General features: G+C 60.5%; 29 protein-coding genes. 17 read left to right on the top strand and 12 right to left on the bottom strand.

Annotated elements, in window-relative coordinates:
- Positions 1-22: 22 nt before the first annotated feature.
- The gene (locus C1949_RS13760) at positions 23-1,405 is read left to right on the top strand and encodes a PhoH family protein (protein WP_104739051.1); all 1,383 of its coding nucleotides are present in this window, start codon (positions 23-25) and stop codon (positions 1,403-1,405) included.
- 280 nt (positions 1,406-1,685) lie between these two features.
- Entirely contained in the window at positions 1,686-2,462 is a 777-nt protein-coding gene (yaaA, locus tag C1949_RS13755; RefSeq protein WP_104739050.1) for a peroxide stress protein YaaA, read from the top strand.
- 16 nt (positions 2,463-2,478) lie between these two features.
- Here the strand turns inward: yaaA and C1949_RS13750 are convergent, their stop codons facing one another.
- Entirely contained in the window at positions 2,479-3,393 is a 915-nt protein-coding gene (locus C1949_RS13750; RefSeq protein ID WP_104739049.1) for an alpha/beta fold hydrolase, read from the bottom strand.
- The gene (locus C1949_RS13745; RefSeq protein ID WP_104739048.1) at positions 3,383-4,156 is read right to left on the bottom strand and encodes a class II aldolase/adducin family protein; all 774 of its coding nucleotides are present in this window, start codon (positions 4,154-4,156) and stop codon (positions 3,383-3,385) included. Before C1949_RS13745 ends, C1949_RS13750 begins: the two co-directional genes overlap by 11 nt.
- 165 nt (positions 4,157-4,321) lie before the next feature.
- Here C1949_RS13745 and C1949_RS13740 point away from each other — a divergent pair, with 165 nt between their 5' ends.
- A complete protein-coding gene (locus tag C1949_RS13740) occupies positions 4,322-5,038 on the top strand; it encodes a Crp/Fnr family transcriptional regulator (RefSeq protein ID WP_104739047.1) in 717 nt (238 codons plus the stop codon).
- Between the two features lie 3 nt (positions 5,039-5,041).
- Here C1949_RS13740 and C1949_RS13735 read toward each other — a convergent pair whose 3' ends face one another.
- On the bottom strand, positions 5,042-5,494 hold the full coding sequence (locus C1949_RS13735; RefSeq protein ID WP_104739046.1) for a flavodoxin domain-containing protein: 453 nt from the start codon (positions 5,492-5,494) through the stop codon (positions 5,042-5,044).
- A gap of 136 nt (positions 5,495-5,630) precedes the next feature.
- Between C1949_RS13735 and C1949_RS13730 the strand changes: the two genes are divergently transcribed.
- Positions 5,631-6,062 (top strand): PAS domain-containing protein, encoded by a 432-nt coding sequence (locus tag C1949_RS13730; protein ID WP_104739045.1) that lies wholly within the window; start codon positions 5,631-5,633, stop codon positions 6,060-6,062.
- A gap of 6 nt (positions 6,063-6,068) precedes the next feature.
- On the opposite strand, the gene C1949_RS13725 is transcribed toward C1949_RS13730, so the two are convergent.
- Positions 6,069-6,986: a MerR family transcriptional regulator gene (locus tag C1949_RS13725; RefSeq protein WP_170063079.1), complete on the bottom strand. Its 918-nt coding sequence runs from the start codon at positions 6,984-6,986 to the stop codon at positions 6,069-6,071.
- A 187-nt stretch (positions 6,987-7,173) separates the two neighbouring features.
- On the opposite strand from C1949_RS13725, the gene folM reads away from it, so the two are divergent.
- The 6 genes from folM (at position 7,174) to C1949_RS13695 (ending at position 10,102) form a co-directional block, all read left to right on the top strand.
- Positions 7,174-7,902: a dihydromonapterin reductase gene (folM, locus tag C1949_RS13720; RefSeq protein WP_373289808.1), complete on the top strand. Its 729-nt coding sequence runs from the start codon at positions 7,174-7,176 to the stop codon at positions 7,900-7,902.
- A 17-nt stretch (positions 7,903-7,919) separates the two neighbouring features.
- Positions 7,920-8,483, top strand: coding sequence for a GTP cyclohydrolase I FolE (gene folE / locus C1949_RS13715; RefSeq protein WP_104739042.1), 564 nt, complete (start codon positions 7,920-7,922; stop codon positions 8,481-8,483).
- A gap of 2 nt (positions 8,484-8,485) precedes the next feature.
- Positions 8,486-8,860 (top strand): dihydroneopterin triphosphate 2'-epimerase, encoded by a 375-nt coding sequence (gene folX, locus C1949_RS13710; RefSeq protein ID WP_104739041.1) that lies wholly within the window; start codon positions 8,486-8,488, stop codon positions 8,858-8,860.
- 103 nt (positions 8,861-8,963) lie between these two features.
- Complete coding sequence (locus C1949_RS13705; protein WP_104739040.1) at positions 8,964-9,266, top strand: DUF1244 domain-containing protein; 303 nt, start codon at positions 8,964-8,966, stop codon at positions 9,264-9,266.
- Positions 9,263-9,604: a HopJ type III effector protein gene (locus tag C1949_RS13700; protein WP_104739039.1), complete on the top strand. Its 342-nt coding sequence runs from the start codon at positions 9,263-9,265 to the stop codon at positions 9,602-9,604. Before C1949_RS13705 ends, C1949_RS13700 begins: the two co-directional genes overlap by 4 nt.
- A 3-nt stretch (positions 9,605-9,607) precedes the next feature.
- Positions 9,608-10,102 (top strand): RDD family protein, encoded by a 495-nt coding sequence (locus C1949_RS13695; protein WP_104739038.1) that lies wholly within the window; start codon positions 9,608-9,610, stop codon positions 10,100-10,102.
- 154 nt (positions 10,103-10,256) lie between these two features.
- On the opposite strand, the gene C1949_RS13690 is transcribed toward C1949_RS13695, so the two are convergent.
- From C1949_RS13690 to lptF, 4 genes are all read right to left on the bottom strand, one after another.
- Positions 10,257-10,928, bottom strand: a complete 672-nt coding sequence (locus C1949_RS13690) for a response regulator (protein WP_104739037.1) — start codon at positions 10,926-10,928, stop codon at positions 10,257-10,259.
- The gene (locus C1949_RS13685) at positions 10,925-13,123 is read right to left on the bottom strand and encodes a sensor histidine kinase (RefSeq protein WP_146040322.1); all 2,199 of its coding nucleotides are present in this window, start codon (positions 13,121-13,123) and stop codon (positions 10,925-10,927) included. The genes C1949_RS13690 and C1949_RS13685 overlap by 4 nt, the downstream gene beginning before the upstream one ends.
- Positions 13,124-13,213: 90 nt before the next feature.
- Entirely contained in the window at positions 13,214-14,275 is a 1,062-nt protein-coding gene (lptG, locus tag C1949_RS13680) for an LPS export ABC transporter permease LptG (RefSeq protein WP_104739035.1), read from the bottom strand.
- Positions 14,262-15,365 carry an LPS export ABC transporter permease LptF gene (gene lptF, locus C1949_RS13675; protein ID WP_104739034.1) on the bottom strand — a complete coding sequence of 368 codons (1,104 nt, stop codon included), beginning with the start codon at positions 15,363-15,365 and terminating at the stop codon, positions 14,262-14,264. The genes lptG and lptF overlap by 14 nt, the downstream gene beginning before the upstream one ends.
- Before the next feature lie 151 nt (positions 15,366-15,516).
- On the opposite strand from lptF, the gene C1949_RS13670 reads away from it, so the two are divergent.
- The 5 genes from C1949_RS13670 (at position 15,517) to yejK (ending at position 22,206) form a co-directional block, all read left to right on the top strand.
- Positions 15,517-17,010, top strand: coding sequence for a leucyl aminopeptidase (locus tag C1949_RS13670; RefSeq protein WP_104739033.1), 1,494 nt, complete (start codon positions 15,517-15,519; stop codon positions 17,008-17,010).
- 95 nt (positions 17,011-17,105) lie between these two features.
- On the top strand, positions 17,106-17,537 hold the full coding sequence (locus C1949_RS13665) for a DNA polymerase III subunit chi (RefSeq protein WP_104739032.1): 432 nt from the start codon (positions 17,106-17,108) through the stop codon (positions 17,535-17,537).
- 3 nt (positions 17,538-17,540) lie between these two features.
- Positions 17,541-18,032, top strand: a complete 492-nt coding sequence (locus C1949_RS13660) for a hypothetical protein (RefSeq protein WP_146040321.1) — start codon at positions 17,541-17,543, stop codon at positions 18,030-18,032.
- 185 nt (positions 18,033-18,217) lie between these two features.
- Positions 18,218-21,136, top strand: coding sequence for a valine--tRNA ligase (locus C1949_RS13655; RefSeq protein WP_104739030.1), 2,919 nt, complete (start codon positions 18,218-18,220; stop codon positions 21,134-21,136).
- A 62-nt stretch (positions 21,137-21,198) separates the two neighbouring features.
- A complete protein-coding gene (gene yejK, locus C1949_RS13650; RefSeq protein WP_104739029.1) occupies positions 21,199-22,206 on the top strand; it encodes a nucleoid-associated protein YejK in 1,008 nt (335 codons plus the stop codon).
- 17 nt (positions 22,207-22,223) lie between these two features.
- Here the strand turns inward: yejK and C1949_RS13645 are convergent, their stop codons facing one another.
- Together C1949_RS13645 and C1949_RS13640 are read right to left on the bottom strand one after the other, a co-directional pair.
- Complete coding sequence (locus tag C1949_RS13645; RefSeq protein WP_104739028.1) at positions 22,224-22,985, bottom strand: ABC transporter permease; 762 nt, start codon at positions 22,983-22,985, stop codon at positions 22,224-22,226.
- Positions 22,982-23,941: an ABC transporter ATP-binding protein gene (locus C1949_RS13640; protein ID WP_170063078.1), complete on the bottom strand. Its 960-nt coding sequence runs from the start codon at positions 23,939-23,941 to the stop codon at positions 22,982-22,984. Before C1949_RS13640 ends, C1949_RS13645 begins: the two co-directional genes overlap by 4 nt.
- A 210-nt stretch (positions 23,942-24,151) precedes the next feature.
- Between C1949_RS13640 and C1949_RS13635 the strand changes: the two genes are divergently transcribed.
- Positions 24,152-24,892, top strand: a complete 741-nt coding sequence (locus C1949_RS13635; RefSeq protein ID WP_104739026.1) for a hypothetical protein — start codon at positions 24,152-24,154, stop codon at positions 24,890-24,892.
- A gap of 59 nt (positions 24,893-24,951) precedes the next feature.
- Here the strand turns inward: C1949_RS13635 and C1949_RS13630 are convergent, their stop codons facing one another.
- Both C1949_RS13630 and C1949_RS13625 read right to left on the bottom strand, forming a co-directional pair.
- Positions 24,952-25,887: a glutathione S-transferase family protein gene (locus C1949_RS13630; protein WP_104739025.1), complete on the bottom strand. Its 936-nt coding sequence runs from the start codon at positions 25,885-25,887 to the stop codon at positions 24,952-24,954.
- Between the two features lie 54 nt (positions 25,888-25,941).
- Positions 25,942-26,253 (bottom strand): GIY-YIG nuclease family protein, encoded by a 312-nt coding sequence (locus tag C1949_RS13625; protein WP_104739024.1) that lies wholly within the window; start codon positions 26,251-26,253, stop codon positions 25,942-25,944.
- Positions 26,254-26,284: 31 nt separating this feature from the next.
- Between C1949_RS13625 and C1949_RS13620 the strand changes: the two genes are divergently transcribed.
- Complete coding sequence (locus C1949_RS13620; RefSeq protein ID WP_104739023.1) at positions 26,285-26,767, top strand: asparaginase domain-containing protein; 483 nt, start codon at positions 26,285-26,287, stop codon at positions 26,765-26,767.
- The last annotated feature ends 134 nt before the right edge of the window (positions 26,768-26,901 follow it).

The following is a 26,901-nucleotide window of genomic DNA, read 5'->3' as shown; positions in this document are numbered from 1 at the left end:
CCGGCACTGCGAGGTACAGCATATGGAAGCGTGCGGACCGACCGAGCACACCTTCTACGTTCTTGATACCAACGTACTCATTCACGATCCCAACGCACTGCTTAACTTCGAAGAACACCACGTCATCATCCCGATGACCGTTCTGGAAGAACTCGACAAACTCAAATCCGGCAAATCCAGCACCGCAGCAGACTGTCGTCAGGCGATTCGGCTGATTGACAAAACCCTCGGAGACGCACCACCTGATCAGGTAGAACAGGGCGTTGCCATCGAGCGCGGCAAGCTCGGCCCCAACGGCACACTCGCCATCCTGATGGACAAGGCCCCGATTCCCGCCCACTGCCTGCCCAACGACCTTAACGACAACAAGATCATCAACCAGCTCTGCCAATTGCAGAGCCTGCATCCCGATGACCGCATCGTGCTGGTGTCCAAGGACATCAACATGCGTCTGAAGGCGCGGGCTTGCGGCATTGACGCTGAGGACTACCACACCGACCAGTTGCTCGATGACATTTCCCTGCTGGCCCGTGGTTACCATGAAATCGAAGGCTCCTTCTGGGAGCGGGTGGCAAAGGTGGAGACCCGTCAATTGACCGGTCAGACCGTGCATGAGGTTCAGCTCACCGACAACCTGCCAGCGCTGCACATCAACGACTTCATCATCGATGATCAGGGCTTTATCGGCTGGGTCAAGGGCATCGACGGCAGCAACCTGACCATCCGCGACCTGCACCAGGAACCTATGCTGCATCAGGAGTGCTGGGGGCTGCGCCCGCGGGACATCTTCCAGGCGCTGGCCATGTATGCCTTGATGGACCCGGACATCCATCTGGTCAACCTGACCGGCGCGGCAGGCTCGGGCAAGACGATTCTGGCGCTGGCTGCCGCCATCGAGCAAACCATGGTCACCAAGACCTACCGCCGCATCATCGCCACCCGCAGCACCCAGGGCCTGGACGAAGATATCGGCTTTCTGCCCGGTACCGAGAAAGAGAAGATGGAGCCCTGGCTCGGGGCGATCACCGACAACCTTGAAGCCCTGCACATGGATGACGAGAGCACCCACGGCAGCGTGGAATACATCCTCGATCGCGTACCGTTGCAGTTCAAATCCCTGAACTACATCCGCGGCCGCAGTTTCCAGCAGAGCTTCATCCTGATCGACGAAAGCCAGAACCTGACCCCGCACCAGATCAAGACCATCATTACCCGTGCCGGCAACGGCTCGAAGGTGATCTGTCTTGGTAACCTGGCGCAGATCGACACCCCTTACCTCAATGCCACCAGCTCAGGCCTGACCTATCTGACCGAATGCTTCAAAGACTTTCCTCACGGTGTGCACATCCACTTGCAGGGCGTTCCACGCTCGGCACTGGCTGAGTACGCAGAAACGCACCTCTGACCGAGCTTTGGCCGGTAGCTGCAAGCCGTAAGCTTCAAGCTGCAAGAAAAACCCGCGTGGTGTCAGATCACGCGGGTTTTTCATAAGTCGAGCGTCCTCAACGTACCCGATAGCTCACCCCGGTTTCGCTTCTCGCTTCTCGCTTTTCGCTTGTAGCTTGTAGCTTGTAGCTTGTAGCTTGTAGCTGCGAAGCCCGATAGCCCCCCTCTATCCAACCCATTACCCATCGCGGCGCAGCTTTGCGGCATAATCCACGGCTAAAGCTGACAGGAGTACGCCCATGCTGATGGTGATTTCCCCCGCCAAGACCCTTGATTACGACACGCCCCCGGTGATCGAACAGAACACCCAGCCGCGCTTTGTCGAACACAGCGTCGAGCTGATCGAAGTACTGCGCGAAAAGTCGCCGCAGGAGATCGCCAAACTGATGTCGCTGTCGGACAAACTGGCCAGCCTCAACGTTGCCCGCTACGGCAGCTGGGAGCGGGAGAGTACGCCGCACAACGCCAAACAAGCGTTGCTGGCGTTCAAGGGCGATGTCTATACCGGCCTGAATGCCGAGGATTTCAGTGCCGACGACTTTGCCTTCGCCCAGCAGCACCTGCGCATGCTCTCCGGCCTTTACGGCCTGCTGCGTCCGCTCGACCTGATGCAGCCCTACCGTCTGGAAATGGGCACGAAATTGGCCAACCCGCGCGGCAAGGATCTTTACACCTTCTGGGGTGAGCGTATCAGCCAGTGGCTGAACGAGGACCTGGCGGCGCAGGGCGATCAGGTGTTGATCAACCTGGCCTCGCAGGAGTACTTCGGCGCGGTCAAACCCAAGGCGCTGAATGCGCGGGTTATCGATACGGTGTTCAAGGACCGGAAGAACGGGCAGTACAAGATCATCAGCTTCTATGCCAAGAAGGCCCGTGGCCTGATGGCCCGCTACATCATCAAGGAACGGCTGCAGGATCCGGAAGGACTGAAGGACTTCAACCTGGACGGCTACCGTTTCGACCCTGCCTCCAGCAGCGAGAACCAACTGGTGTTCTTGCGCGAAGAACAGGCCTGAATACAACAACCCCGGCTCAGGCCGGGGTTGTTGCTTCTTCGGTCACATCCACCCGCTGCTGACGAAACGCCAGGTAGTGCTTCAACACCTGTTCAGGCGCCTCAACCTGCGGGTAATGGCCGATATCTGGCAGCAGTACGGTATCCGGGTTCGGAATCAGTTGCCGATAGCGCTCAACCATATGCGCACCGGAAACCGGGTCAACCGCACCATCAATGACCCGCAGCGGCAGGCAGGTTGCTTGCATTGCCTGCACCCAGCGATCACGATGTTCTCGGCGATCCGCCATGTAACGGATCAGCAGATGCATGATCTTCGGCCCCTGATTGAACTCGATCAGACGCCAGAAACCGTCGAGCTCGCGCTCATCGGGTTGCGTCTGCGGTCCAAAGACGTTGCCGAAGGTCCGCGCCATCCGTGCTCGGTTGTAGCGTCTACCGATAAGTGGACCAATCGGGCTCATCAGCAGTTTCTGCAACAACACAGGATGATGGGTCTCCGGGAACAGCCCACCGTTCAGAAAGCACATCGAACACAGAAAACCATCACTGGCTTCATGCCGCGCCAACAACTCCTGCGCGACGCTATCGCCGTAGTCATGCGCCAGCACGTGATAGCGGTCAATACCCAGGTGCTGCATCAGCGCCTGCTGAAGGTCCGCCTGATCGAGCAAATTGTAGCGGTACTTGCGCGGTTTGTCGGAGAAGGCAAAACCGATCATGTCCAGCGCAATGACCCGATAGCGCTCGGCCAGCGCCTGCCAGAGATAGTGCCAATCCCATGATCCAGTAGGAAAACCGTGGATCAGCAGGAGCGGCTCACCCGCCCCTGCTTCCCACCAGCGAATCTGATGCCCTCGATAATCGAACACCTGGCTCTGAGCGAGCCAGTCGTCCAAGGCAATGCCGGTAACAGCCACCTCAGGCGTCATAGCCCGGGTTGACACGATCCAGCTTGCGCAGCAGCGCCGGCCAGGCAATACCGGCGCCAGCACCGTTGGTGGCCTTCTTCATGCTGGCAGCAGCACCGTCCAGCACCGACTGCGGAATCGGAATCAGCTCGGCGTTCTGCGCCTGGGCGCGCACCTGGATTTCACAGCAGCGCTGCAGGGTGTACATAGTCAGGAAAGCATCAGCGACCGATTTGCCGCAGGTCAGCAAACCATGGTTGCGCAGCACCAGGTTGTTGGCGCGACCCAGGTCGGCCTGCAGGCGCGGCTTCTCTTCATGGTTCAGCGCAACCCCTTCGTAGTCGTGATAGGCCAGGCTGCTGAGTACAAAGATCGACTGCTGGGAGATCGGCAGAATGCCATCCTTCTGAGCGGACACGGCAATCCCGGCAGCGGTGTGCGTATGCATCACGCAGTTGGCATCATGGCGCACCTCATGAATGGCGCTGTGAATGGTGAAGCCCGCCGGGTTGACGTTATAGGGAGATTCTTCAACCTTGTTGCCCTGCAGGTCGATCTTGACCAGATTGGACGCGGTGACCTCTTCGAACATCAGACCATAGGGGTTGATCAGAAAGTGCTCAGTGCCCGGAATCTTGGCAGAGATGTGGGTGAAGACCAGGTCGTCCCAGCCGTACATGGCGATCAGACGGTAAGATGCGGCCAACTCGACACGGACCTGCCACTCTTCGGCACTAACCTTGTTCTTCAGGCTGATTTCGGACAGAGCATGTACTGCATTCATGGGGAGTAATCCTCTATTGTTGGAATAATGTAATCGGGCCCGTACAGGCGGCTGACGCTACAGGACATCCCCAGCGCTCGTGCGGCATACTGTGGGACGTTCAGTATCAGTGGAGTCTAGACGGTGACGGCAAAGCGGACTGTCAAACACATTACAGTGTCCGAGATGGGCAACAACCCGCAGCTGGCCAAGCTGTTGCAGCAGAATCGCTGGTTTGGAGAATTGCCGCAGGACGTGCTGGATGAGCTGTTGGCGCTGGCGCGGATACGTACCTTGCAGGACGGTGAATTTGTCTACGCCAAGGACGACCAGCCCGATGGGCTCTATGGCGTAATCAGCGGCAGCGCCCGCATCAGCAATATCGGTCAGGACGGTCGTGAAGCAATTTTGGCCATTCTCAGCCCCGGCAGCTGGTTCGGTGAAATCTCGCTGTTCGATGGCCTGCCGCGCTCCCACGACACCGTCGCCAGCGGCCCGACCGAGCTGCTCATGATTCCTCGCCCGGCCTTTCATCAAATGCTGGAACGGCGCCCGGAGCTCTACCCGATGTTCATGCGCATCCTCTGCCGGCGCATCCGCATCTCCTTTGCAATGCTTGAAGACAGCGCGCTACTGCCACTGTCCTCACGGCTGGCCAAACGGCTGCTGATGCACGCGCACAACTATGGCCAGACGGATGACGAAGGGCGACGCCCCTGCGTGCAGCTGTCACAGGAGTCACTCGGCCAGATGCTCAACAGCTCAAGACAGAGCATCAACAAACTACTCAAGCGCCTGGAAAGTCTTGGCTGGCTGAAGATTCAGTACGGTCAGATCATCCTGCTGGAAGAGGACGCGCTGACGCAGTTGGCCAGCGGCGCTCCTTTGCCCAGCGAGGACTGACCCTCAGTCCTGCAAAAGACCGACCAGTTCCTGCAGCCAGGGTTCGGCATCGGTTTCCGGGGTAACGGTTTCGCTGGCATCCAGCCGCAGCATAGGCAGCGCCTCGCTGGCCTGCAGCTCCAGCAGCAGCTCACGAAACTGTTCGCCCGCCAGGCAGAAGGTATCGCCGTAGGCCGAGTCTCCGAGCGCGATCACGCCGAACGGCTTGCCGGTCAGCAGCGGGAAGCGATCCCGCATCTCGTGAAACAGAGGCACCAGGGTGTCAGGCAGCTCACCCATACCGGTGGTTGAGGTGCAGACCAGCAGTGCATCCGGTGCCAGCGCCAGCAAGGCATCCAACGACAGCGGCTGCAAGCGACTGACTTGCACACCGGCATTGCTCAGCAGGGTCTGTGCTTCGTCCGCTACCAGATTCGCGGTCCCGAATACCGAACCGCTGATGATCACCAGATGCATGAATTCTGTTCTCCCGAAATAATCACGAGGCGGCATTATGCCTCAAGCACAAAGGAACTGCCGGTACGCACTGCCTGCTGGACACCCCGGGGCCTTGCGATAGAATGGGCCGACACGCAACCCGGATAGATAACGCATGATCAACGCGAAGCTGCTGCAGCTGGTCGTCAACGCTTCCAACGACGGCATTGTCGTCGCAGAGCAGGAAGGTGACGACAACATCCTCATCTACGTGAATCCGGCCTTTGAGGCGCTCACCGGCTACAGTGCCGATGAGATTCTCTATCAGGACTGCCGCTTTCTGCAGGGTGATGACCGTGATCAGCAGGCACTTCAGGATCTGCGCGAAGCCATTCGCGACGGGCGCCCATGTCGCGTCACGCTGCGTAACTACCGCAAGGACGGTAGCCTGTTCTGGAATGAGTTGTCTGTTACCCCGGTGCTGAACGACGCCGACCAACTGACCTACTTCATCGGCATTCAGAAAGACGTGACCGCACGGGTCGAGGCAGAGCAGCGGGCCGACGCACTGCAAGCACAACTCGACGCACTGCGCGCAGACAGCTGAGCGATCTCAGCTGTCGAACTGTCCGGCCAGCAGCAACCGGGTGCTGGCGCACAACTCCTGCCCCAACCCACCCATGCAATGCACTCCTGCCGCAGCCAGCGCATCAGTCTGCAGCGCACAACAGCCACCCGCTACCGCAAGCTCACATTCCAGATGCTGGTTCAAAGCGCTCAACTGACGCTGCAGAAAAGCAGTTTCCAACGGCCCTTCACTGAACATCACCAGTAGCTTGCAGCCAGACTGTTCAGCCGCAAGCAGCAAGCTTGGCAGCTCCGGTAGTGCAGGAAGGAACCCCAGATTGACCTGAGCGTCAGCGATCAGCGCGGCGGTAGCCAACGCTTCGACCTCGCCCTCGGCGCCCTGCAGATTGACCAGCAGGACCGACGGCCGTCCCTCCTCCCGATGGGCACAACGCTGCAGCAGCCGACCACGCAACACGCCGTCGAGCAGCAACGACTCGGACGTACCGCGACGCTGGCGCCGCAACACCGGCAGCAGCACGCCAGTGAGGGCCGAAGCCAGCGGCATTACCGCCAATAACTGCTCATAGCGGCGCTCCAGCAGCGTCAGGTCGAACGCGCCCAGCGCGTCCTCCAGACTGCTCTGCCACTGGTCCAGCACCGTCGGCACTTCCGGGGTGGCTGCCGGACGCGGCGCGTCCAGACCACCCCGATCAATGATCGATGCCACCTTACTGACCGCAACGCCCTTGGCGATCCAGTTGGTAATCGTGCGGACCCGCTCAATATCTCGCTGGGAATAAAGCCGGTGACCGCTATCGGTGCGATGCGGTACCAGCAGGCCATAGCGTCGCTCCCACGCCCGCAGGGTAATGGGGTTAACACCCGTCAACCGCGAGACTTCGCGGATCGGGTAAAGGGTCTCAAGGGCGATAGACTGCTCGCCGTCAGCTGCTTCATTCATCGCATCATGTCCGTAGCGAACCGAAGCCCAACCGGGCAACTTGTACGGACATTGTACATGATCAGGCGTTTGGTACTGCCCTGTTACATGAAGTTGTCCGACCAACGTCTGCCAGCGTGTTAACATGCCCGCCGAAACCTGTGCAAAGACGCAGCATCCGCACTGCGGACCAAGGAATTCGAACTTCATGCAGACGAGTATGCCGAGCACATCGGCCGCTCCCGATACCATTGTCATTACCGGCGGTGCCCAACGTGTCGGGCTGCATTGCGCCCGCCGCCTTGCCGCTGACGGTTATCGGGTGTTGATTACCTGCCGTCGTTTGCGCCCTGAGTGGGAAGAGCAACCGCTGCCAGCCGGCATTGAAGCGATGCTGGCAGACTTTTCCAGCACGGCCGGTATTCAGCAGTTCATCGACCAGTTGCGCGCCCGCGCGCCGCGCCTGCGTGCCATCATCCACAACGCCTCACTCTGGATGGATGACAGTGCCGGTGCCGACGCCCTGCAGCAAATGTTCATGGTGCATATGCAGGCGCCTTATCTGATCAACCTGCAATGCAGCACACTCTTCGTAGCCGGCGCCCCCGCAGACATCATCCATCTTGGCGATGATGTCACCCGCAAGGGCAGCGCGCGCCATATCGGCTACTGCGCCACCAAAACCGGCCTTGAAGGACTGACACGCTCCTTTGCCGCCAGTCTGGCACCCGCAGTCAAGGTCAACGCCATCACACCGGCGCTGATCATGTTCAACCCAGAGGACGATGCCGACTACCGCGCCCGGGCGCTGGCCAAGTCGGCAATGGGCATCGAGCCCGGACCGGATGTCGTCTACCAGTCCATCCGCTTTCTGATGGATAACCCCTATATAACCGGAAGCTGCCTGCCCCTGAACGGCGGCCGGCATCTCAAGTAAGCCGACGAGACAACGCCATGAGCCTGGAAAAACTGACGAAAAACTACCTCGACGTCCTCACCAACCTGGGAGAACAGCCGGAACGTGACGGCCTCAAGGGCACGCCGGAACGCGCTGCCAAGGCCATGCAGTTCCTCTGCCACGGCTATAACCAGTCACTGGACGAAATCGTCAACGGCGCACTGTTCGACTCCGACAACGATGAAATGGTGATCGTCAAGGACATCGAGCTGTACTCACTGTGTGAGCACCACATGCTGCCGTTTATCGGCAAGGCGCATGTCGCCTACATACCGACCGGCAAGGTGATCGGCCTCTCCAAGGTCGCGCGCATTGTCGACATGTTCGCCCGTCGACTGCAGATTCAGGAGAACCTGACCCGCCAGATCGCCGAGGCCATTCAGCAGGTTACCAATGCCCGGGGCGTTGCTGTCGTCATCGAGGCTAAGCACATGTGCATGATGATGCGCGGCGTCGAGAAGCAGAACTCCTCAATGCACAGTTCGGTGATGCTCGGTGCCTTCCGTGAATCGGTCAACACCCGCCAGGAATTCCTGCAACTGATCAGCCGGGGTAACTGACCATGAACCAACTGCCACCGGGCCTGGCCCGCATCCGCATCAAAGATCTGCGCCTGCGCACCTATATCGGTATCAAGGAAGAGGAAATCCTCAACCGGCAGGATATTCTGATCAACGCTACCATTCTCTATCCGGCCGCCGACGCGGTCAGCGTCAACCAGATAGAGCAGGCGCTGAATTACCGCACTATCACCAAGGCACTCATTCAGCATGTTGAAGAAAACCGCTTCGCGCTGCTGGAACGGCTGACTCAGGAGCTGCTCGACATCGTCATGCAGCACGAGCAGGTCCGCTATGCCGAAGTGGAAGTCGACAAGCCACATGCACTGCGGTTTGCCGAGTCGGTATCGATCACCCTCAGCGCCGCGCGTGACTGAGGCTGATTGACAATACCCGGTAGCCAATTATCCTTGCGCTCAGAGTCGGTGCGCCGTATCGACGCGCCATGCCCCGCCATCGCAGCATGAAGGAAACCCGATCATGACCAAGCAGGAGCGTCTCGAACTGGAAGCTGCCGCCTTCCGCAACCTCGTCAGCCATCTGCGCAACCGTAAGGACGTGCAGAACATCGACCTGATGACCCTCGCCGGCTTTTGTCGCAACTGCCTGTCAAAATGGTACAAAGCGGCGGCTGATGACATGGACATTGAGCTGAGCATGGATGAAGCGCGCGAAGCGGTCTATGGCATGCCCTACGCCGAGTGGAAGGCAAAATACCAGACCGAAGCCAGCCCGGAACAAAAAGCCGCCTTCGACAAGGCGCAGAAACAGGACAAAGCATGACCCCCGAGCAGTTCATTGCCCGCCTGGGCAACCCAGAGCACCAGTTCGCCGAGACACTGGCCTTTATCGACGCGACCTATGACCACCAGCCCACCGCCTTTGACAACGGCCCGGTGCATAACAGCGCTGAACAGAATCAGGGCTCCTGCAAGGTGCTGGCCATGGCACTGGACCAGGGACTGAGCGATGAGCAGGCATTGCAGTGCTTTGCCGAGCACTACCGCGCGGTCGTGCAGACACCAGAGGGGAGCGACCATGGCAACATTCGGGCGCTGATGCAGGGCGGGCTGAGCAAGGTTCGCTTCGCCGCCCCCCCATTGACCCGCCGCCAGAGCTAAGCCATGGCCGTCAAACAACTGCAGCCGGTTGGCGATTTCCCGCCGACCGGGCTCTTCCGCCGGCTGTTCGCCGCTGGCTACGACCTGTTGCTGCTGCTCGCGGCGCTGATGGTCGCGACCCTGATCTATCTCAGCGTGCATATCTGGATCAGCGGTGAAGCGGTGGCTCACGCCGAGGCCGAACAGGGCGCCTACGTCGGCGACCCAATCCTCACCTTGATCGTGATCGCCATCACCATCGGTTTCTACAGCTGGTTCTGGACCAAGAAGGGGCAGTCCCTGGGCATGCAAGCGTGGCGTATTCGCCTGCAGCAATCAGACGGCAGCTCGATCACCGGTCGCCAGGCGCTGATCCGTCTGGCAGTGGCACAGCTGTCTTGGCTTTGCGCTGGGCTCGGCTTTCTCTGGCAACTATGGGACCGCGAGTCTCGCAGTTGGCACGACATCGCCTCCGGCACCCGCCTGATCACCCTGCCCAAGGGCACTTTCAAAGACTGACTCATGCGTACCCAATCTTGGGTACGCTGATGGCAAATACCATTATTGGGTACGACACTGCTCCTGCCCCCTCCTACAGTCCCGCCTGCGATCACTCACATCAAGGGACTATCTGTATGCATACATTCAGTAAATGGCAGCGGATGCAGCACCTTCAATTAAGCAATCCCATCCGAATGGCTTCCTGCACCGCTTGGGCACGGCTGCTGATTCCGAGCTTGGCGTAAATGTTTTTGATGTGTTTGGCGGCGGTGTGATAACTCACACCCAGCATATCAGCCGCCTCCGCCGTCTTGTATCCATTACCGATGACCAGCAGAAACTCGCGCTCACGGGCGCTGAGACAATCAGCAGCCTCCTCGTCGGCCGGATCACGCCGCGCTGTTTCGGCGGCCGCACCGCTGGGCAGTTGCTGAAAATACCCCAGCATGCGCTGGGCAATTTGCGGTGACAGCGGCGGAATTCCGCGTACGATTCCCTGCAGTGCAAGCGCAATCTGCTGCTGAGAGTCTTCCTTGAGCAAGTAGCCATTAGCTCCCGCCTGCAGCGCCGGAAACAGGTGCATGTCATCATCGTACATGGTGGCAACCACCAACTGCGCCGCTGGATAGCGTTGCCGGCAGCCCGCAATGAAGTCGACCCCAGATCCATCCGGCAGCTGCAGATCGACCAGACACAGCGCCGGCTCTTCCTGCTCAAGAGCTGCCAGTGCCGAATCCAGCCGGGCATACAGCTGAATGCCTGCCTCTGGCCAGGCCAGTCTGACCGCCTCGCTCAACCACACCTGCGCGTCACGCAAATCTTCCAGAATCATGACTCTGTTCATGTTCGCCCGCCCCCTCCCATCGGGACCTCACAGTGCACAGCCAAGCCACCCTGCAGTGGCGACCAGAGCGCCACCTCTCCGCCCAGCTCCTCACAGCGCTGGCGGATACCCGCCAGCCCCAGGCCATCCAGCCCGTCCAGTACAGCAGCCGCCAGTCCACGGCCGTTATCGGCGTACTCCAATGCCAACCGCCCCGCTGTCATCCGTAAGCTGACCGTGATTGACGTTGCCCCGGCATGCCGAAAGCTGTTCGACAGGCACTCGCGCAGCACGCGCGACAGGTTACGCTCCAAGCGCGGACTCAGCAGGTAGCTGCCGATATCCGGGGCCAGCTCCATGCTTAGTTCCACGCCGAACAATGTGCAGCGCTCACGCGCTTCGGCGTGCCAGCGTGAATAGCTCTGCAGCAGCGGCACCTCGCTTTTCTGCAGCCCCTGAATGACCTCACGCAGCTCACCGAGGCACTCTCGGGCCAGACGCTGCAACCGCTCATCACCCTGGGCGCGATAGACCACTGACAGCAGGCGCGCCCCCACATCATCGTGCAGGTCACGCGCTACTCGCCGACGTTCACTGATCACGCCATTCTGGAAGGACTGGTGATAGTCGCGCGCATAACGAAACAGGGTCAGGGCTTGTACACTGAACTGCAGATCACGCGGGTTGAACAGGCGTCGGCCGCCAGCGGCATAACTGAGCAAATAGCTTCCCTGCGAAGCTACCGCAGGCACCGCCATGCGCAATCCGTTGTCACGCAATTGTGGCGTATCTATCCGTTCGCTCGACGACTCGCAACTCAGTGGATGGTAGATATCCTGCAGCGCCTGCCCCCATTGCTCGGCAACCGGCCGCTGGTACTCGAATGCCTGCTGCAGGATCGCCGGTAAACGCTTGTGCAGCGTCTCGGGTGCATCACGGGGTGACAGCCAGTTCATCATGCTGTTGCGCAGCGGCAGGTAAACCCAGCCGACCAGCGCCAGCGACATCAAAACGCCGATGCTGGTCTGCAGATCCAGCAGCAGCACCAGACTGGCGTCAATCGCGACAAACACGATCCCGAAGGCAAACCAGAACCATGCCATCAGTATCCAGCGGTCCAGATCAAACAAGCGGTAGCGGACAATACCCAGCGCAATGCCCAGGTAGCTGACAACAAACAGCCCCCAGGCATACTGCTGAGGTATGAGTGGCAGGAAACCCATTACCTGTGGCGCAATCACTGCACCAAGGTAACCCACTGCGCCGGTAAACCAGGCCACCAGCATCCATTTCAGGCGCGCCCGCTCAACCGGCTCAAACCGGGTTCGCTGCCATTGCAGAAAGGCAAAAACGAAGTCGACCATCAACCAGACCAGCAGCGGATAACGGGCCGCCAGATCCAAGTTCGGCCACCACTGCAACCAGTTTCCGATCAGAGTCAGCAGCACCAGCGGCAGCATCAGGTACTCGAATGCCAGCCGCCCCAGCCTGACCGGGTAGTACCAGAACAGCGTGGTTCCCATACCCGCGAACAGCATGGCACCGGCCTGATTAAGCCTCGATAGCAGCAGGAACCAGTCCGGCGCGAGCGTGAGTTCACGGCTGGTGTAGATCGCGCTAGCCGTCATCGCCACAGCAACCACCAGACCTGCCATGGCGTAGAGTTGAGGCCCGCGTTCGGTGTTGACGAAAGCCCAGGCGGCAACGCCCATCAGCAGCACGGCGAGGGCGCAAGCCATCTGATACCAGAACGACAGCGGTAGCGCGTCAATACCGCGCAGCGGTGCGGGTGTCAGCGCAAGCCAGCGCGGTGGCGGTGGCTGCCCCTTGAGCACATACGGCTGTACCAGCACCTCAAGCCCTTCACCGTGAATGATCTGCCAGAGGGCTTCATGGCGCAGAAAGAAACGGTTGTAGGTCGCATACTCGACAGCATCGTCGGGCTCGGCAACGGCGTCCCAGCCTTCCAGCGCCATCAGTCCTGCACTGCTACGCAGGGCCAGCACAAGATCTCCCGGTGTTATCTGCTGTGCCAGCAGGCTTCGCTCATCAACCGAGCGGACAGCCACGCCGCTGGCCGCAGATCCAACAGAAAAGCCCAGCCCGGGCTGGCTTGAGGCGACATGAATGGCGAGAAGAAACAACAACAGTGCAATCGCCAGTCCGGCGGACAGCACACTGGATGGAGGTGTTTCCTTGAGCATTGGACGGAGCAACCCTGCTTACCTGTCGGGACAACTGCTTCGGCCCAAGCATGCCTGAGCCACAGCTGGTGGTCATCCCCCAATTGCGTCAAAGGGCCAGCGTCACCCGGCCCTGCGCAACAGATAGCTCCCCAACAGCACCAGCACCAGGATCGGCAGTAGTACAGCGATCAACGGCGAAAAGCCGAACACCAGACTGGATGGCCCCAGCAGGTCCTGACCAATCTGGAAAACAAAGCCCACCAACACCCCGGTAAACAAGCGCTGGCCCATAGTCACAGAGCGCAACGGACCAAAGACGAAAGACACCGCCACAAAAACCAGCGCAGCGGTTGCCAGCGGCTGGAACAGCTTCTTCCAAAACGCCAGCCAGTAGGGCTGATTGTCCAGCCCTTGGTCGGCCAGATACTTCTGGTAATGCCAGATCCCGGTAAGCGGCAGAGCGTCGGCGTCCAGCACCACCACCTTGAGCAACTCAGGTGACAGATGAATGCTCCAGCGCTCCTGCAGATTAACCGTCACGGTACTCTCACCCGATTCGGCAAAGTGGGTGGAGCGAACGTCTTCCATCAACCAGTCATCTTCCTGTACCGAGGCGCGACTGGCAAAGCTGGCATCCAGCAGGCGGCGCTGGTCGTCAAAGCGATAGCGGGTAACGCCGTACAGAACGCCATTGGGCTGGACCGCGTTGATGTGCAAAAAATCATTGCCCTCACGGTGCCAGAGCCCCTTGGACTTGAGCGCTTCGTTACTGCCCACCGCGATTGCCTTGCGGCTGGCGGCCATGTTCTCGCTGTAGGGCGCAACATACTCGCCCACCAGCACACCCAGCAGCATCAATACCAGCAACGGCTTCATGACCGAAAAGGTAATGCGCGCGATGGACACGCCAGCGGCGCGCATGATGGTCAGCTCGGAGTTGCTCGCCAGTGTACCCAATCCGACCAGACAGCCGACCAGCGCGGCCAGCGGCAGCAGGTCATGCACCCGGCGTGGCAACGACAGCAGCGTATAGCTCAGGGCCTGAGCCGCGCCGTAGCCACCCTTGAGTTCGTCCAGTTCGTTGATGTAGGCAAACAGCAGATCCAGCCCGAGAATCACAGCCAGCACTACCAGGATGCTCAGCAGTACCGCACTGCCGATATGTCGATCAAGCCGCCGCATGCGCACCTCCCTGGGCACGGCTGGGCGCAGTCAACGCCCGCCAGTTGAACCCCAGCCCTATCAGCAGGAACAAACCATGCACCCACCACAGACCGATCTGCGGCGACAGCTTGCCCGACTCGATCCAGCCGCGAGCACTGATCAGCAACGCCAGATAGGCCATATACAGCAGAATCGCCGGTAGCAGCTTGAGGAATCGTCCCTGGCGCGGATTTACCCGCGCCAGCGGCACAGCGAAGAAAGCCACAATCGGCACCAGCAGCGGAATAGCAATGCGCCACTGCAATTCGGCACGCTCATCAAGCCCGTCTTCGCTCAGCAGTTGAGTCGTGCTCATCGCTTCGCGATCACTGACTTCGGTCTGCACTTCCGGCTTGGGCAGCAACACACCGTAGGTGTCATAGGAAATACTGCGAAAATTGGCCGCACCGGGCTGACCTTCGTAACGGAAACCGTTTTTCAGCACCAGATAGCGACTGCCATCCGGATTCAGCTCCTGGGTACCGGACTCGGCCACCAGCACCCCCAGTACCGCGTCTTCGCCCTGGCCGCGGCGCTCGGTGATGAAAACGTCCTGCAATTCGGTACGGTCATCCGACAAGCCGCCCGCGTAGGTTACCCGCTGGCCGCTGCCGAGCGCTTGAAAACGGCCGGCAGAGAGTGTGTCAAATTCGGTCAGAGCATCCTGCTGATTGAGCAACTGTTGGGTTTTCAGCACCCCGGCCGGAGCGCCCCAAAAACTCAGCAACGCGACCAGCAGCGCAACCAGCAGCGCCGGCCCCTGGGTATAGGCCAGCAGCTTGCGGTCGCTCATCCCGGTCGCCGAGAGCACCGTCATCTCGCTGTCGAGATACAATCGCCCGTATGCCAGCAGGATGCCGAGGAACAGCCCAAGCGGCAGGATCAGCACCAGAAAGCCGGGCATCCGATAGGCCATGATGGAGAACAGCACTGCTGCGTCGAGCTGACCGGCGGCGGCCTGCGCCAGATACTTGATGAAGCGCCCACTGACGATAATCAGTAGCAGTACACCGCTCACCGCCGTCAGGGTCAGCAGCACCTCGCGACTCAGATAACGAAAAACAATCACGGATAAGGTCCTTGGCTCCGGGGTCTTTAAGGGGCTGCACGAATAGGCCAGAATGCAGGACTGACATGTCTGCCAGCAGCAGCCCGACAGACACCCACGGGAATTTGCCCGTATTATCAGCCAATCATCTCGATTTGTCTTGGGGAGTACCATGGAGTTCAACGTAAAGCACGGCGCACTGGAAACCATCAAATGCGGCTGTCTGGTTGTCGCGGTCAACGAAGGCAAGACCCTGAGCGGCCCGGCCGCTGATCTGGACAAGGTCTGCGGCGGGCAATTGAGTGCCGCGCTGAAGAATGGTGACCTCAGCGGCAAGAGCGGCAGCAGCCTGATGCTGTTTGCCCTCCCCGGCGTCGCCGCCCAGCGCGTGCTGCTGCTCGGCAGCGGCAAGGAAGAAGCACTGAGCGATCGCGCCTGGCGCAAGCTGGTGCAACAGGCCCTGACAGCAGTCAAGGCCGGGCCGGCGACCGACGCCGTGTTTGCGCTCAACGCCAGCGGCGTGAAGAACCGCACCACCGCCGAGCAAACCCGCCTGCTGGTCGAAGCCTGCTACGATAACCTCTACGGCTTTGACCAATTCAAGAGTAAGAAGGCCGACAAGCCGAAGCTGAAAAAGCTCAGCCTGTGGGCAGCCGACAAGGCCGATGCCGACGCGCTCAAGCAAGCCATTGCCGAAGGTACTGCCATCAGTGACGGCATGTCATTGACCCGCGACCTGGGCAACCTGCCGGGCAACGTCTGCACTCCCACCTACCTGGCCAACCAGGCCAAGGCGCTGGCGAAGGCGCACAAGGGGCTCGAAGTCGAAGTGCTCGACGAGAAAGCCATGAAGGCCCTCGGCATGGGCGCCCTGCTGGCGGTCAGCGCCGGGAGTGCCGAACCGGCCAAACTGATCCGCATCAGCTACAACGGCGGCAAGGCCAAGGACAAGCCACACGTTCTGGTCGGCAAGGGCATCACCTTCGACACCGGCGGCATCAGCATCAAGCCAGCCGCGACCATGGACGAAATGAAATACGACATGTGCGGCGCGGCAACCGTACTCGGCGTGGTCAAGGCGGTCGCCAGCCTGCAGCTGCCGATCAATCTGGTTGGCCTGATTGCCTCGGCCGAGAACATGCCGAGCGGCACCGCGACACGCCCCGGCGACATCGTCACCAGCATGTCCGGCCAGACCATCGAGATTCTCAACACCGACGCCGAAGGCCGTCTGGTGCTGTGCGACGCACTGACCTACGCCGAACGCTTCAAGCCCGCCAGCGTAATCGACATCGCCACCCTGACCGGTGCCTGCATCGTCGCCCTTGGCAGCAACGCCTCCGGCCTGATGGGCAACAACGACGAGCTGATCGCTCAGTTGCTGGATGCCGGCACCCGCGCCGGCGACCGCGCCTGGCAATTGCCGCTGTTTGAGGAATACCAGGAGCAGCTCGACAGCCCGTTTGCCGACATGGCCAACATCGGCGGCCCGAAGGCCGGCACCATCACCGCCGGTTGTTTCCTGTCGCGCTACGCCAAGGCCTACCCGTGGGCGCACCTGGATATCGCCGGCACCGCCTGGATCAGCGGCGGCAAGGATAAAGGCGCCACCGGCCGGCCGGTTCCGCTGTTGATGCAATATCTGCTTTCTCAGGCTGGCGCCTGATACAGCAGCCACAAGCTGCAAGCGACAAGCCTCAAGCCGGTCTGGTGTTGCGGTTTTAGCTTGCAGCTTGCCGCTTGAGGCTTGAAGCTACCTTTATGACCCGCATCGATTTCTACCTGCTCTCCAGCGATCAGCCGGACACCCGGCTGGCGTACGCTTGCCGCCTGGCTCAAAAGGCCTGGCACAAGGGCCATCGGGTGTATCTGCACTGCCCGGACGAGGCCATTACCCGTCAGGTCGACGACCTGCTCTGGTCATTCCGACGCGACGCTTTTGTACCTCATGTGGTGCTGGGCGAAGGCCCGGAAGAGCCAGTCGCCTGTGGCTGGGCCGACCAACCCGGCAGCTACAACGATCTGCTGATCAACCTCTCGGACCAACCGCCAGCGTTCTTCAGCCGCTTCCAGCGTATGGCTGAGATCGTCATCGAACACGACCCGGTGCGGCTACCGGCGCGGGACCGCTTCCGTTTGTACCGTGAACGGGGCTATCCTCTGAATTCACACCCCATTCGCACAGCAGGATGAATGATGAAGCAGCGCGATCCCTCGGAGCCATCACGGCTGCTGGAAGATCTGGAGTCCATCCGTACGCTGCTGGATGAGCACCCGGAGGCACCATCAGGAGACCAGACGGCTGATGGCCAACTGGATATTCCGCTGCTGCAGGACGTGATCATCAACCCGAATGAAGCACCGTTGAGCGCGCTCGATTCCACCGAACAGCCAACCCCCCAGGCACCGCTAAGCAAATCGCATAACCCATTCCTGCCCTATGCCTCGCTGGCCCGGCTGGCTGAAGAACGTATGCAGCTAGACCAGTTGCTGACCCAGCCGACACCAAGCCAACCAGTGCCCGCCACCAGCAGTGCCCGTGAGATGCGACTGGAAGCCCGGCTGCAGTCCGAAGCCCAGCTACTGCTGCAGGAAGTGATCGACGATCTGATCCCAACCATCGAGGCAGAACTGCGCAAACGCATGCAGGGCCGACTGCAACAGATCATCCGCGAGCAGCTCAAGTAAGCCGCTGATTTTCGCGTCAGAGCCGCAGTTAGCCGCTCACTGGTAATTATTCCTCGCTTCACGCGCCCGACGGGCTGGGCCTTGATCGCCTCAGCCCGCTATAATGGCGGCTTTTCCTGCGCGCTCGACGCCTGCCGCGTCTCCAGCGCCTGCCACTCCTGAACAGCCGGATAGCCACAACACCCATGGACAAGACTTACCAGCCCCACGCCATCGAAACTTCCTGGTACCAGACCTGGGAGCAGAACAACTACTTTGCCCCCCAGGGCTCGGGCGAGTCCTACACCATTGCCCTGCCGCCGCCAAACGTGACCGGCAGCCTGCACATGGGCCACGGCTTCAACAACGCGATCATGGATGCGCTGATCCGCTTCCGCCGCATGCAAGGCCGCAACACCCTGTGGCAGCCAGGCACAGACCACGCCGGTATCGCCACCCAGATGGTAGTCGAGCGCCAGCTGGCCGCACAGGGTGTCAACCGCCACGATCTGGGCCGCGAGAAGTTCCTTGAAAAGGTCTGGGAGTGGAAAGAAGAGTCCGGCGGAAACATTACTCGCCAGATTCGCCGACTGGGCAGTTCGGTCGACTGGAGCCGCGAGCGCTTCACCATGGACGATGGCCTGTCCGAAGCGGTCAAGGAAGCCTTCGTGCGCCTGCATGAGGACGGTCTGATCTACCGCGGCAAACGTCTGGTCAACTGGGACCCGAAACTGCACACCGCGATTTCCGATCTGGAAGTGGAAAACCACGACGAGCAGGGCTCACTGTGGAACCTGCGCTACCCGCTGGCTGACGGTGCTACCACCGCTGATGGCAAGGACTATCTGATCGTCGCCACCACGCGCCCGGAAACCATGCTGGGTGACAGCGCGGTTGCAGTAAACCCGGAAGACGAGCGTTATCAAGCGCTGATTGGCAAGTTCGTCGAGCTGCCTCTGGTCGGCCGCCGCATCCCGATCATCGCCGACGACTACTGCGACCCGGAGTTCGGCACCGGCTGCGTGAAGATGACCCCCGCCCACGACTTCAACGACTACGAAGTCGGCAAGCGCCACAGCCTGCCGCTGATCAACGTCCTCGACCAGAACGCCGCCGTACTGGCCCGCGCCCAGGTGTTCAACATCGACGGCAGCGTCAACAACGAGATCGACGCCACCCTGCCCGAGGCCTACGCCGGCATGGACCGCTTCGAGGCGCGCAAGAAGATCGTCGAGGACTTCGATGCCCTTGGCCTGCTCGAGAAGATCGAGCCGCACGCCCTCAAGGTGCCCAAAGGCGACCGCTCCGGCGTGGTCATCGAGCCGTGGCTGACCGACCAGTGGTACGTCTCCACCAAGCCGCTGGCCGAGCCGGCGATTGCCGCCGTCGAAGACGGCCGCATCCAGTTTGTGCCCAAGCAATACGAGAACATGTACTTCAGCTGGATGCGTGACATTCAGGACTGGTGCATCTCCCGTCAGCTGTGGTGGGGCCACCGCATCCCGGCCTGGTACGACGCCGCTGGCAACGTCTACGTTGGACGTGACGAAGAGGAAGCCTATCGCAAGGCGCTGGAAGCCAACGACCGTGAAGCAGAAGCCGAGCTGCCGACCCTGGAGGAACTCAAGAATGCCGCCTTGGCCTGCGGTCTGGGCGTGCTGCGTCAGGATGAAGACGTGCTCGACACCTGGTTCAGCTCCGGCCTGTGGACCTTCTCCACCCTCGGCTGGCCGGAACAGACCGAAGCACTGAAAACCTTCCACCCAACCGACGTACTGGTGACCGGTTTCGACATCATCTTCTTCTGGGTGGCCCGCATGATCATGCTGACCATGCACCTGATGAAGCATGACGACGGCACGGCGCAGATCCCGTTCAAGACCGTCTACGTGCACGGTCTGGTGCGCGACGGTCAGGGCCAGAAGATGTCCAAGTCCAAGGGCAACGTGCTCGACCCGCTGGACATCATCGACGGCATCGACCTCGAATCACTGGTACAGAAACGCACCAGCGGCATGATGCAGCCCAAGCTGGCGGCCAAGATCGAAAAGCAGACCCGCGCCGAATTCCCGGACGGTATCGCCGCCTACGGTACCGACGCGCTGCGCTTCACCAACTGCTCGCTGGCCTCCACCGGCCGTGACATCAAGTTCGACATGGGCCGCGTCGAAGGCTACCGAAACTTCTGCAACAAGATCTGGAACGCTGCGCGTTACGTGATGATGCAGTGTGAAGACAAGGACTGCGGCGCCGCTGGCGAGACCGTCGAGCTGACGCTGGCTGACCGCTGGATCATCTCCCAGCTGCAGCGCACCGAAACTGAAGTCACCCGCCAGCTGGACCAGTTCCGCTTCGACCTGGCCGCCAACGCGCTCTACGAGTTCATCTGGAACCAGTACTGTGACTGGTATCTGGAGCTGTCCAAGCCGGTGCTGTGGGACGAGAACGCTCCGGCCGAGCGCCAGCGCGGCACCCGTCGCACCCTGGTGCGCGTACTGGAAGCGGCCCTGCGCCTGGCCCATCCGTTCATGCCCTTCATCACCGAGGAAATCTGGCAGCGTATCGCGCCGCTGGCAGGCAAGAGCGGCCCGACCATCATGCTGCAGCCGTGGCCGGAAGCGGACAACAGCCGCATCGACGCCGGCGCCGAGGGCGATGCCGAGTGGCTGAAATCGCTGATTCTGGGTGTGCGTAACATCCGCGGCGAGATGAACGTGGCGCCTGGCAAAGAGCTGGAAGTCATGCTGCGCAAGGCCAGCGACGAAGATATTCGCCGCCTGACGGAAAACGAAGCCTTCCTGAAGAAGCTGGCCAAGCTGTCCAGCGTGCAGGTGCTGGCGGAGAATGAAGAAGCGCCGCTGGCCGCAACCGCACTGGTAGGCGAGCTGGAAGTGCTGGTGCCGATGGCCGGCCTGATCGACAAGACCGCCGAGCTGGCGCGCCTGGACAAAGAAATCGGCCGCCTCGACGGCGAGGTCAAACGGATTGGCGGCAAGCTGTCCAACGCTGGCTTCGTCGACAAGGCTCCGGCTGCGGTGATCGACAAAGAGCGCGCCAAGCTGGCCGACGCAGAACAGGCCCTCACCCAGCTAAGCGAGCAGCGCGCCCGTATTGCCAGCCTGTAACCCCACCTGACCCTGCCGCTCACCGAGCGGCAGGGTCGCCCTGAGTGATTGCGGACCGTCCCATGCCCATCGACAACAGCATCGTTCATCAGATTCACAAGAAGCCCGACGGCCAACCGGCCAGCCTGACCCTGCGTGACGCCGAGCTGGCCAGCTCCGAAGCACTGGAGCAACTGCTGGCCGGTCTGATTGAGGCTTACAACAGCAAGCCGAACAAGGCCTGGGGCTACTTCCACGAGGAAAGCGGCGCCTACCCGTTCAGCGGCTGGCTGCAGCAGTTGGTGGATCAGGAGCTGGACTTCGTGCGCTTCTCCAGTCAGGCGACCGAGCACCTCAAGACCCTGATGGAAGGCTCCAACCTGGCGCTCGGCGGCCACGTACTGTTCATCCGCTACCGTCAGGGCATGACCGCGTTTCTGGTCATCGCCCTGCTGCACCACACCGAAGGCGTGACCGTAACCGATGAGCTGGATGTGGCTGCCGCCCGCCATCTGGACCTGTCCAGTCTGAACATGGCGGCACGCATCAACCTGACCGAGTGGAAGCAGAACGCCAGCGCGAAAAACTATATCTCGTTTATTCGCGGGCGCAGCGGCAAACGGGTGTCGGACTACTTCCGCGACTTCATCGGCTGCGTGGAAGGCTCCAACCCGGAAGAAGACACCAACACCCTGCTGCAGGCCTTCAGCGACTACGTCGGCGAAGCCTCCCTTGAGCCCGAGCTGGTCAAGGACAAGGCCAAGGCGATGAGCAGCTACGTCAACAGCCAGAGCCGTGCCGGTGAGCAGGTCGCACTGGAAGAACTGTCGGGCGTGATCGACGAAGAGCATCCCCGCGCCTTCTACGACTACATCCGCAACAAGGACTACGGCCTGAATCCGGAGATGCCCGCCGACAAGCGCGCAATCAACAATTTCATGCGCTACTACGGCAAGGCCGATGGCCTGTCGATCAGCTTTGAGTCACATCTGCTTGGCGAGCGGGTGGAGTACGACGAAAGCGAAGACGCCCTGGTTATCCGCCACCCGCCCAAGGGGCTGGTACAACAACTGCGCAACAAGCGGCGCTGAGCGCCGCTTGCCTCACCTCAGGGCTTGATCCGGTAGCCGGTGCGGAAGATCCACCAGACCGCACTGGTGCACAGGGTCAGAAACACCAGCGTCATCCCTACGCTCACGCCAATGTGCACATCAGCCGCGCCGTAGAAGCTCCAGCGGAAACCGCTGATCAGATACACCACTGGGTTGAACAACGTCACCGTCTGCCAGAACGGCGGCAGCATGGTGATCGAGTAAAAGCTGCCACCCAGAAACGCCAGCGGTGTGACAATCATCAGCGGGATGATCTGCAGCTTCTCGAAACCATCCGCCCAGACGCCAATGATGAAACCGAACAGACTGAAGGTCACCGCCGTCAGGATCAGAAAGCCGAGCATCCAGACCGGGTGCTGGATTTCGTAATCGACAAACAACCGTGCCGTAAGCAGTACGAGCAAGCCGAGCAGTACCGACTTGGTCGCAGCCGCGCCGACATAACCGACGACTATTTCAACCGGCGACACCGGTGCCGACAGTACTTCGTAGATGGTGCCGGTAAAGCGCGGCATGTAGATGCCGAACGACGCATTGGAGATGCTTTCGTTCAGCAGCATCAGCATGATCAGACCCGGAATGATGAAGGCACCATAGCTGACCCCGTCCACCTCGGTCATACGCGTACCGATTGCAGCACCGAACACGATGAAATACAGCGAGGTCGAGATTACCGGCGAGGCGATACTCTGCAGCCGGGTACGCATCATCCGCGCCATTTCCGACAGATAGATCGCCTTTACCCCATACAGATTCATGCCGATTCTCCCGCTGCCTGTTGATCCGTCTGCGCCCGGCTATGAACGAGGCCAACAAAGATGTCCTCCAGCGAGCTTTGGCTCGAATGCAGGTCACGCACCTCGATCCCCAACTGGTCGATGCGCTTGAGCAGCTCCGCAATGCCGCTTTGCTCAGCCTTGGCATCAAAGGTATACACCAGCGCATAGCCCTGTTCACCGAGCGCCAGTGGATAACCGGTCAGCGCTTCGGGCACCGCCTCCAGCGGCTGCTGCAGCTGCAAGGTCAGCTGGCGAGTACCTAACTGCTGCATCAGGGTGTTCTTGTCTTCGGTGAGAATCAGCTCGCCCTGACGAATCACCCCAATACGGTCGGCCATCTCCTCGGCTTCTTCGATGTAGTGGGTGGTGAGGATGATAGTTACCCCACGTTCCTGCAGCCGGCGCACCATGTTCCACATATCGCGCCGCAGCTCGACATCAACGCCGGCGGTCGGCTCGTCGAGGAACAGCACCTCAGGCTCATGGGCCAGCGCCTTGGCAATCAGCACCCGACGCTTCATGCCGCCAGACAGCGCCATGATCCGTTCCTCACGCTTATCCCACAGCGACAGCTCGCGCAGGATCTGCTCCAGCAGCGCGTCATTGCGCGGTTTGCCAAACAGACCACGACTGAGGCGAACCGTTGCCCAGACGCTGTCGAACATGTTGTTGGTCAGTTCCTGCGGTACCAGGCCTATTCGACTGCGTGCCTTGCGATACTCGCGCACGTTGTCATACCCGTCGACCAGCACTTGGCCGCTGCTGGCGTTAACCAGGCCGCAGATGATGCTGATCATGGTGGTTTTGCCTGCTCCATTGGGTCCGAGCAGGGCGAAAATCTCGCCGCGCCGGATGCTCAGACTGACACCCTTGAGCGCCCGAAACCCGGTCTCGTAGGTCTTGGTCAGGTTGTCTACAACGATGATGCTGTCCACACGCCCCCCAACAATCATGACTCGAATAGATCACTACGCCATTTTCGCAGCGCACCCAGCGGTCAGACAGCATACGCCGATCTGCCCATGCACGCAGCCGCCCGGCACCTTGCCGTTGACCTGTCGGTGATCCTGAACTAAACCTTTTCCACAGCGATGGTGATCCTTTGCCCCCATCATCAAAAGAACAATGAATGGGAGGAACAGGCCGTGTTTAACCTGTTGCTGGTGGTCCTGTTTGTACCTCTGATCGCAATCAACGTGATCGGTCCGTGGCTGGTTATGCGCACCCAGCGAATTCCTGCCAGGGTCCGCTTCAGCGATACCGACCGCGAATGCTTCCTCGCCGAACGCGGCGACGTCTTCCAGCAACTCGATGAACAGCTCCAGGAACTGCAGTTTGCCCACGTAGGGTCTTCCGCTCTGCCTTCCAGCCACACGGTCAGCCACTTTTCACTGTACGTTCATCCGCGGGATCAGGCGGCGGCCATGCTGGTCACCATGACCAGCGGGAAGCGACGGGTAACCTACGCCGAGTTCACTCAACTGTACGCCGACGGCAGTTTGCTGGATGTGCACAACGCGCCTACCTTGTCGTCATACCCGAGCATGCCATGCCGTCTGGGCGTCCGTCTGAGCGAGGTCAACAACCTGAAACTGCTGTTTGGCACCCTGCAGCGGTTGCGTAAACGACTACCCAACTCGGCGCCCGCGATCCCCTACCCCAGCGATCAGGGCTTCCAGCCGATCGAGGCGTTCATCGCCCGCGAGTCAGATGAGCTGGTTCGACTCGGCTACTGCAAACCCGAAATAGACGATCAGGGCAGGCGTGCTTTGACACTGAAGGGTGCGCTGTTCCTGACTTGGAAGAACGCCCTGCCGGGCAAGCTGATCTTTAACCTGCTGGAGCAGCGCCACACCCGGCTCCTGCTGGCCAGCTCACACCCGTAGGCCGGAGACGATACTGCTCATAAAGATTGGCGGCGTGACAAGCACGCCGCACGCAAGGATCAGACCGCGCGAATACGGAACCCGAACCGCGGGAAGTGGACGTGCACCAGACCCGCGCGCTCGTCTTCGCGGGCAATGATAATCTCTTCCTCACCCTCGAACACCAGCGTACCTGAGACTTCATCCGTGCCGTAATCAACGGCACTGACGGTCACCGACTGACCGGTTTCGAAACCACCGGGACTGGCAATCGCATCCGCTGGCAGTGCTGCCGGCGCGCTGTCGCGAGCAATGGCAATGGCCTGCTCACCAGCCATTTCCGTGTGTGAGCCATGACCAAAGTCAGCCACTCGCTGCATCCAGGCGCGCACCGCAGGGTAGGGTTCAAGCGCCGCAGCAACAGCACGGTTGCTGGCAACAAACCAGAGTGCATGGTAATGGGCAAAGTCAGCGACGCTGGCGTGCTCGCCGAGCAGGAAGTCGCCATCGCGCTCCAGCTGCAGCTCCAACCGCGACAGCAGTGCCGGCCATTGGCTGAGAGCCACTTCAGTCTCCAGTCGGCTTGCCGTGCCGCCGCTGAACAGTTTCTGGCGGTCTGCCACAAACGCCTTGACCACCTGCTCTGGCAGGCCGGCAAAGCGCTCGGCTAACCCCTGCGGCTGGAAGTTGATCGCAACCGCGTGCTGAAACAACACCTGATCGGCCACCTGAGCCAGACCGGCGGCAGCAGCTTCCTGCCCCTCGGGGAACAGCGCCGGACCGGCCTTCTCCTGCTCCAGGCGGCGGGCGATAAGCGCAGTATCACAGTAGATATCAGCGCCGATTTGCAGCACGGGAGTGCGACGATAACCACCGGTCAGTGCTGTCAGGTCCGGTTTTGGCATCACTGGCGGAATCATCACCGAGTGCCAGGACAAGCCTTTGAACCCCAGCATCAGGCGTGCTTTTTCGGCAAAGGGAGATTGCGGGTAATGGTGCAGAATCAGATCAGTCATGACAGCTCTCCGGCAAATTGAGCAGCCACTTTAGACCCGCAAGCGGCGCGCTGACTAGTCTCTCGCCGCAGTTGATGAAGGTTCATCCAACTGACTGATGAGCCGCTCCTTGGCCTTGCGCGTGAGCGCCTTGATGGCGATTTCCTGCCGCAGCGCATCGCCGTGGTCGGCACACTCGCGGCGCCACACCAATGCCGCCGCCGGGCTGCGATTAAAAAACCTCGCACCCTTGCCGCGCTGGTGCTGGGCAAAACGGCGCTGCGGATCAACACTGATCCCGGTATAGAGGTGACCATTCTCGGCGCGCACCATATACACCCACCAGGTCCGCATCGGCGCGGTACACTGTTCAATATCAGCAGACATGTGCAGACAGACTCATCAGCAAGGAAACAGGATGTTCATTCAAATTTTCTCTACCGGTGGAACCATCGACAAGGTCTACTTCGACGCTCTCAGCGACTTTCAGATTGGTGAGCCGATGGCAACGGACATTCTGCAGCAGGCCCGCGTCGGTTTTGAGTACAGCGTCGAATCGCTGACCCGCAAGGACAGCCTGGAGCTGACCGATGCCGATCGAGACCTGATTCACGCCAAAGTCGCCGCCTGCCCCTACGAGCATATCCTCATTACCCACGGCACCGACACCATGACGGTAACCGGCGCCGCACTGGCCGATATCGACGACAAGGTCATCGTACTGACCGGCGCCATGCAGCCGGCCCGTTTTCGCGATACCGATGCCAGCTTCAACCTCGGACTGGCAGTCGGCGCGCTCAACTGCCTGCCCCACGGAGTCTATGTCGCCATGAGCGGCAAGGTATTTCCGGTCGACCAGGTCCGCAAGAACCGGCTGGCCGGGCGGTTTGAGGGGCGGTGATAGCTCCAAGCCTCAAGCTGCAAGCAAAAAACCGTGCGAGGCAGACCTTGGCTGCAATCAAAACATCATTGGGTAACAGCACCAGCTGAGAACCCAAACCAAAGCACAATCCGGTTTGACTTGAAGCTTGTGGC

The organism is Halopseudomonas oceani (genome assembly GCF_002903165.1).
GTDB lineage: Bacteria > Pseudomonadota > Gammaproteobacteria > Pseudomonadales > Pseudomonadaceae > Halopseudomonas > Halopseudomonas oceani.
The sequence above is the reverse complement of the archived record's forward strand: the minus strand, read 5'-3'. Positions and strand labels throughout refer to the sequence as shown.

Coding starts and splice junctions, on each gene's coding strand:
- C1949_RS13760 (WP_104739051.1), top strand. CDS start 23: ATGGAAGCGTGCGGACCGACCGAGCACACCTTCTACGTTCTTGATACC.
- C1949_RS13740 (WP_104739047.1), top strand. CDS start 4,322: ATGGGCAACAACCCGCAGCTGGCCAAGCTGTTGCAGCAGAATCGCTGG.
- yejK (WP_104739029.1), top strand. CDS start 21,199: ATGCCCATCGACAACAGCATCGTTCATCAGATTCACAAGAAGCCCGAC.
- C1949_RS13695 (WP_104739038.1), top strand. CDS start 9,608: ATGGCCGTCAAACAACTGCAGCCGGTTGGCGATTTCCCGCCGACCGGG.
- C1949_RS13630 (WP_104739025.1), bottom strand. CDS start 25,887: ATGACTGATCTGATTCTGCACCATTACCCGCAATCTCCCTTTGCCGAA.
- C1949_RS13645 (WP_104739028.1), bottom strand. CDS start 22,985: ATGAATCTGTATGGGGTAAAGGCGATCTATCTGTCGGAAATGGCGCGG.
- C1949_RS13665 (WP_104739032.1), top strand. CDS start 17,106: ATGACCCGCATCGATTTCTACCTGCTCTCCAGCGATCAGCCGGACACC.
- lptG (WP_104739035.1), bottom strand. CDS start 14,275: ATGCGGCGGCTTGATCGACATATCGGCAGTGCGGTACTGCTGAGCATC.
- C1949_RS13655 (WP_104739030.1), top strand. CDS start 18,218: ATGGACAAGACTTACCAGCCCCACGCCATCGAAACTTCCTGGTACCAG.
- folE (WP_104739042.1), top strand. CDS start 7,920: ATGAGCCTGGAAAAACTGACGAAAAACTACCTCGACGTCCTCACCAAC.
- C1949_RS13620 (WP_104739023.1), top strand. CDS start 26,285: ATGTTCATTCAAATTTTCTCTACCGGTGGAACCATCGACAAGGTCTAC.
- C1949_RS13670 (WP_104739033.1), top strand. CDS start 15,517: ATGGAGTTCAACGTAAAGCACGGCGCACTGGAAACCATCAAATGCGGC.
- C1949_RS13705 (WP_104739040.1), top strand. CDS start 8,964: ATGACCAAGCAGGAGCGTCTCGAACTGGAAGCTGCCGCCTTCCGCAAC.
- C1949_RS13700 (WP_104739039.1), top strand. CDS start 9,263: ATGACCCCCGAGCAGTTCATTGCCCGCCTGGGCAACCCAGAGCACCAG.
- C1949_RS13750 (WP_104739049.1), bottom strand. CDS start 3,393: ATGACGCCTGAGGTGGCTGTTACCGGCATTGCCTTGGACGACTGGCTC.
- yaaA (WP_104739050.1), top strand. CDS start 1,686: ATGCTGATGGTGATTTCCCCCGCCAAGACCCTTGATTACGACACGCCC.
- C1949_RS13690 (WP_104739037.1), bottom strand. CDS start 10,928: ATGAACAGAGTCATGATTCTGGAAGATTTGCGTGACGCGCAGGTGTGG.
- C1949_RS13725 (WP_170063079.1), bottom strand. CDS start 6,986: ATGAATGAAGCAGCTGACGGCGAGCAGTCTATCGCCCTTGAGACCCTT.
- folX (WP_104739041.1), top strand. CDS start 8,486: ATGAACCAACTGCCACCGGGCCTGGCCCGCATCCGCATCAAAGATCTG.
- folM (WP_373289808.1), top strand. CDS start 7,174: ATGCAGACGAGTATGCCGAGCACATCGGCCGCTCCCGATACCATTGTC.
- C1949_RS13660 (WP_146040321.1), top strand. CDS start 17,541: ATGAAGCAGCGCGATCCCTCGGAGCCATCACGGCTGCTGGAAGATCTG.
- C1949_RS13735 (WP_104739046.1), bottom strand. CDS start 5,494: ATGCATCTGGTGATCATCAGCGGTTCGGTATTCGGGACCGCGAATCTG.
- C1949_RS13730 (WP_104739045.1), top strand. CDS start 5,631: ATGATCAACGCGAAGCTGCTGCAGCTGGTCGTCAACGCTTCCAACGAC.
- C1949_RS13745 (WP_104739048.1), bottom strand. CDS start 4,156: ATGAATGCAGTACATGCTCTGTCCGAAATCAGCCTGAAGAACAAGGTT.
- C1949_RS13625 (WP_104739024.1), bottom strand. CDS start 26,253: ATGTCTGCTGATATTGAACAGTGTACCGCGCCGATGCGGACCTGGTGG.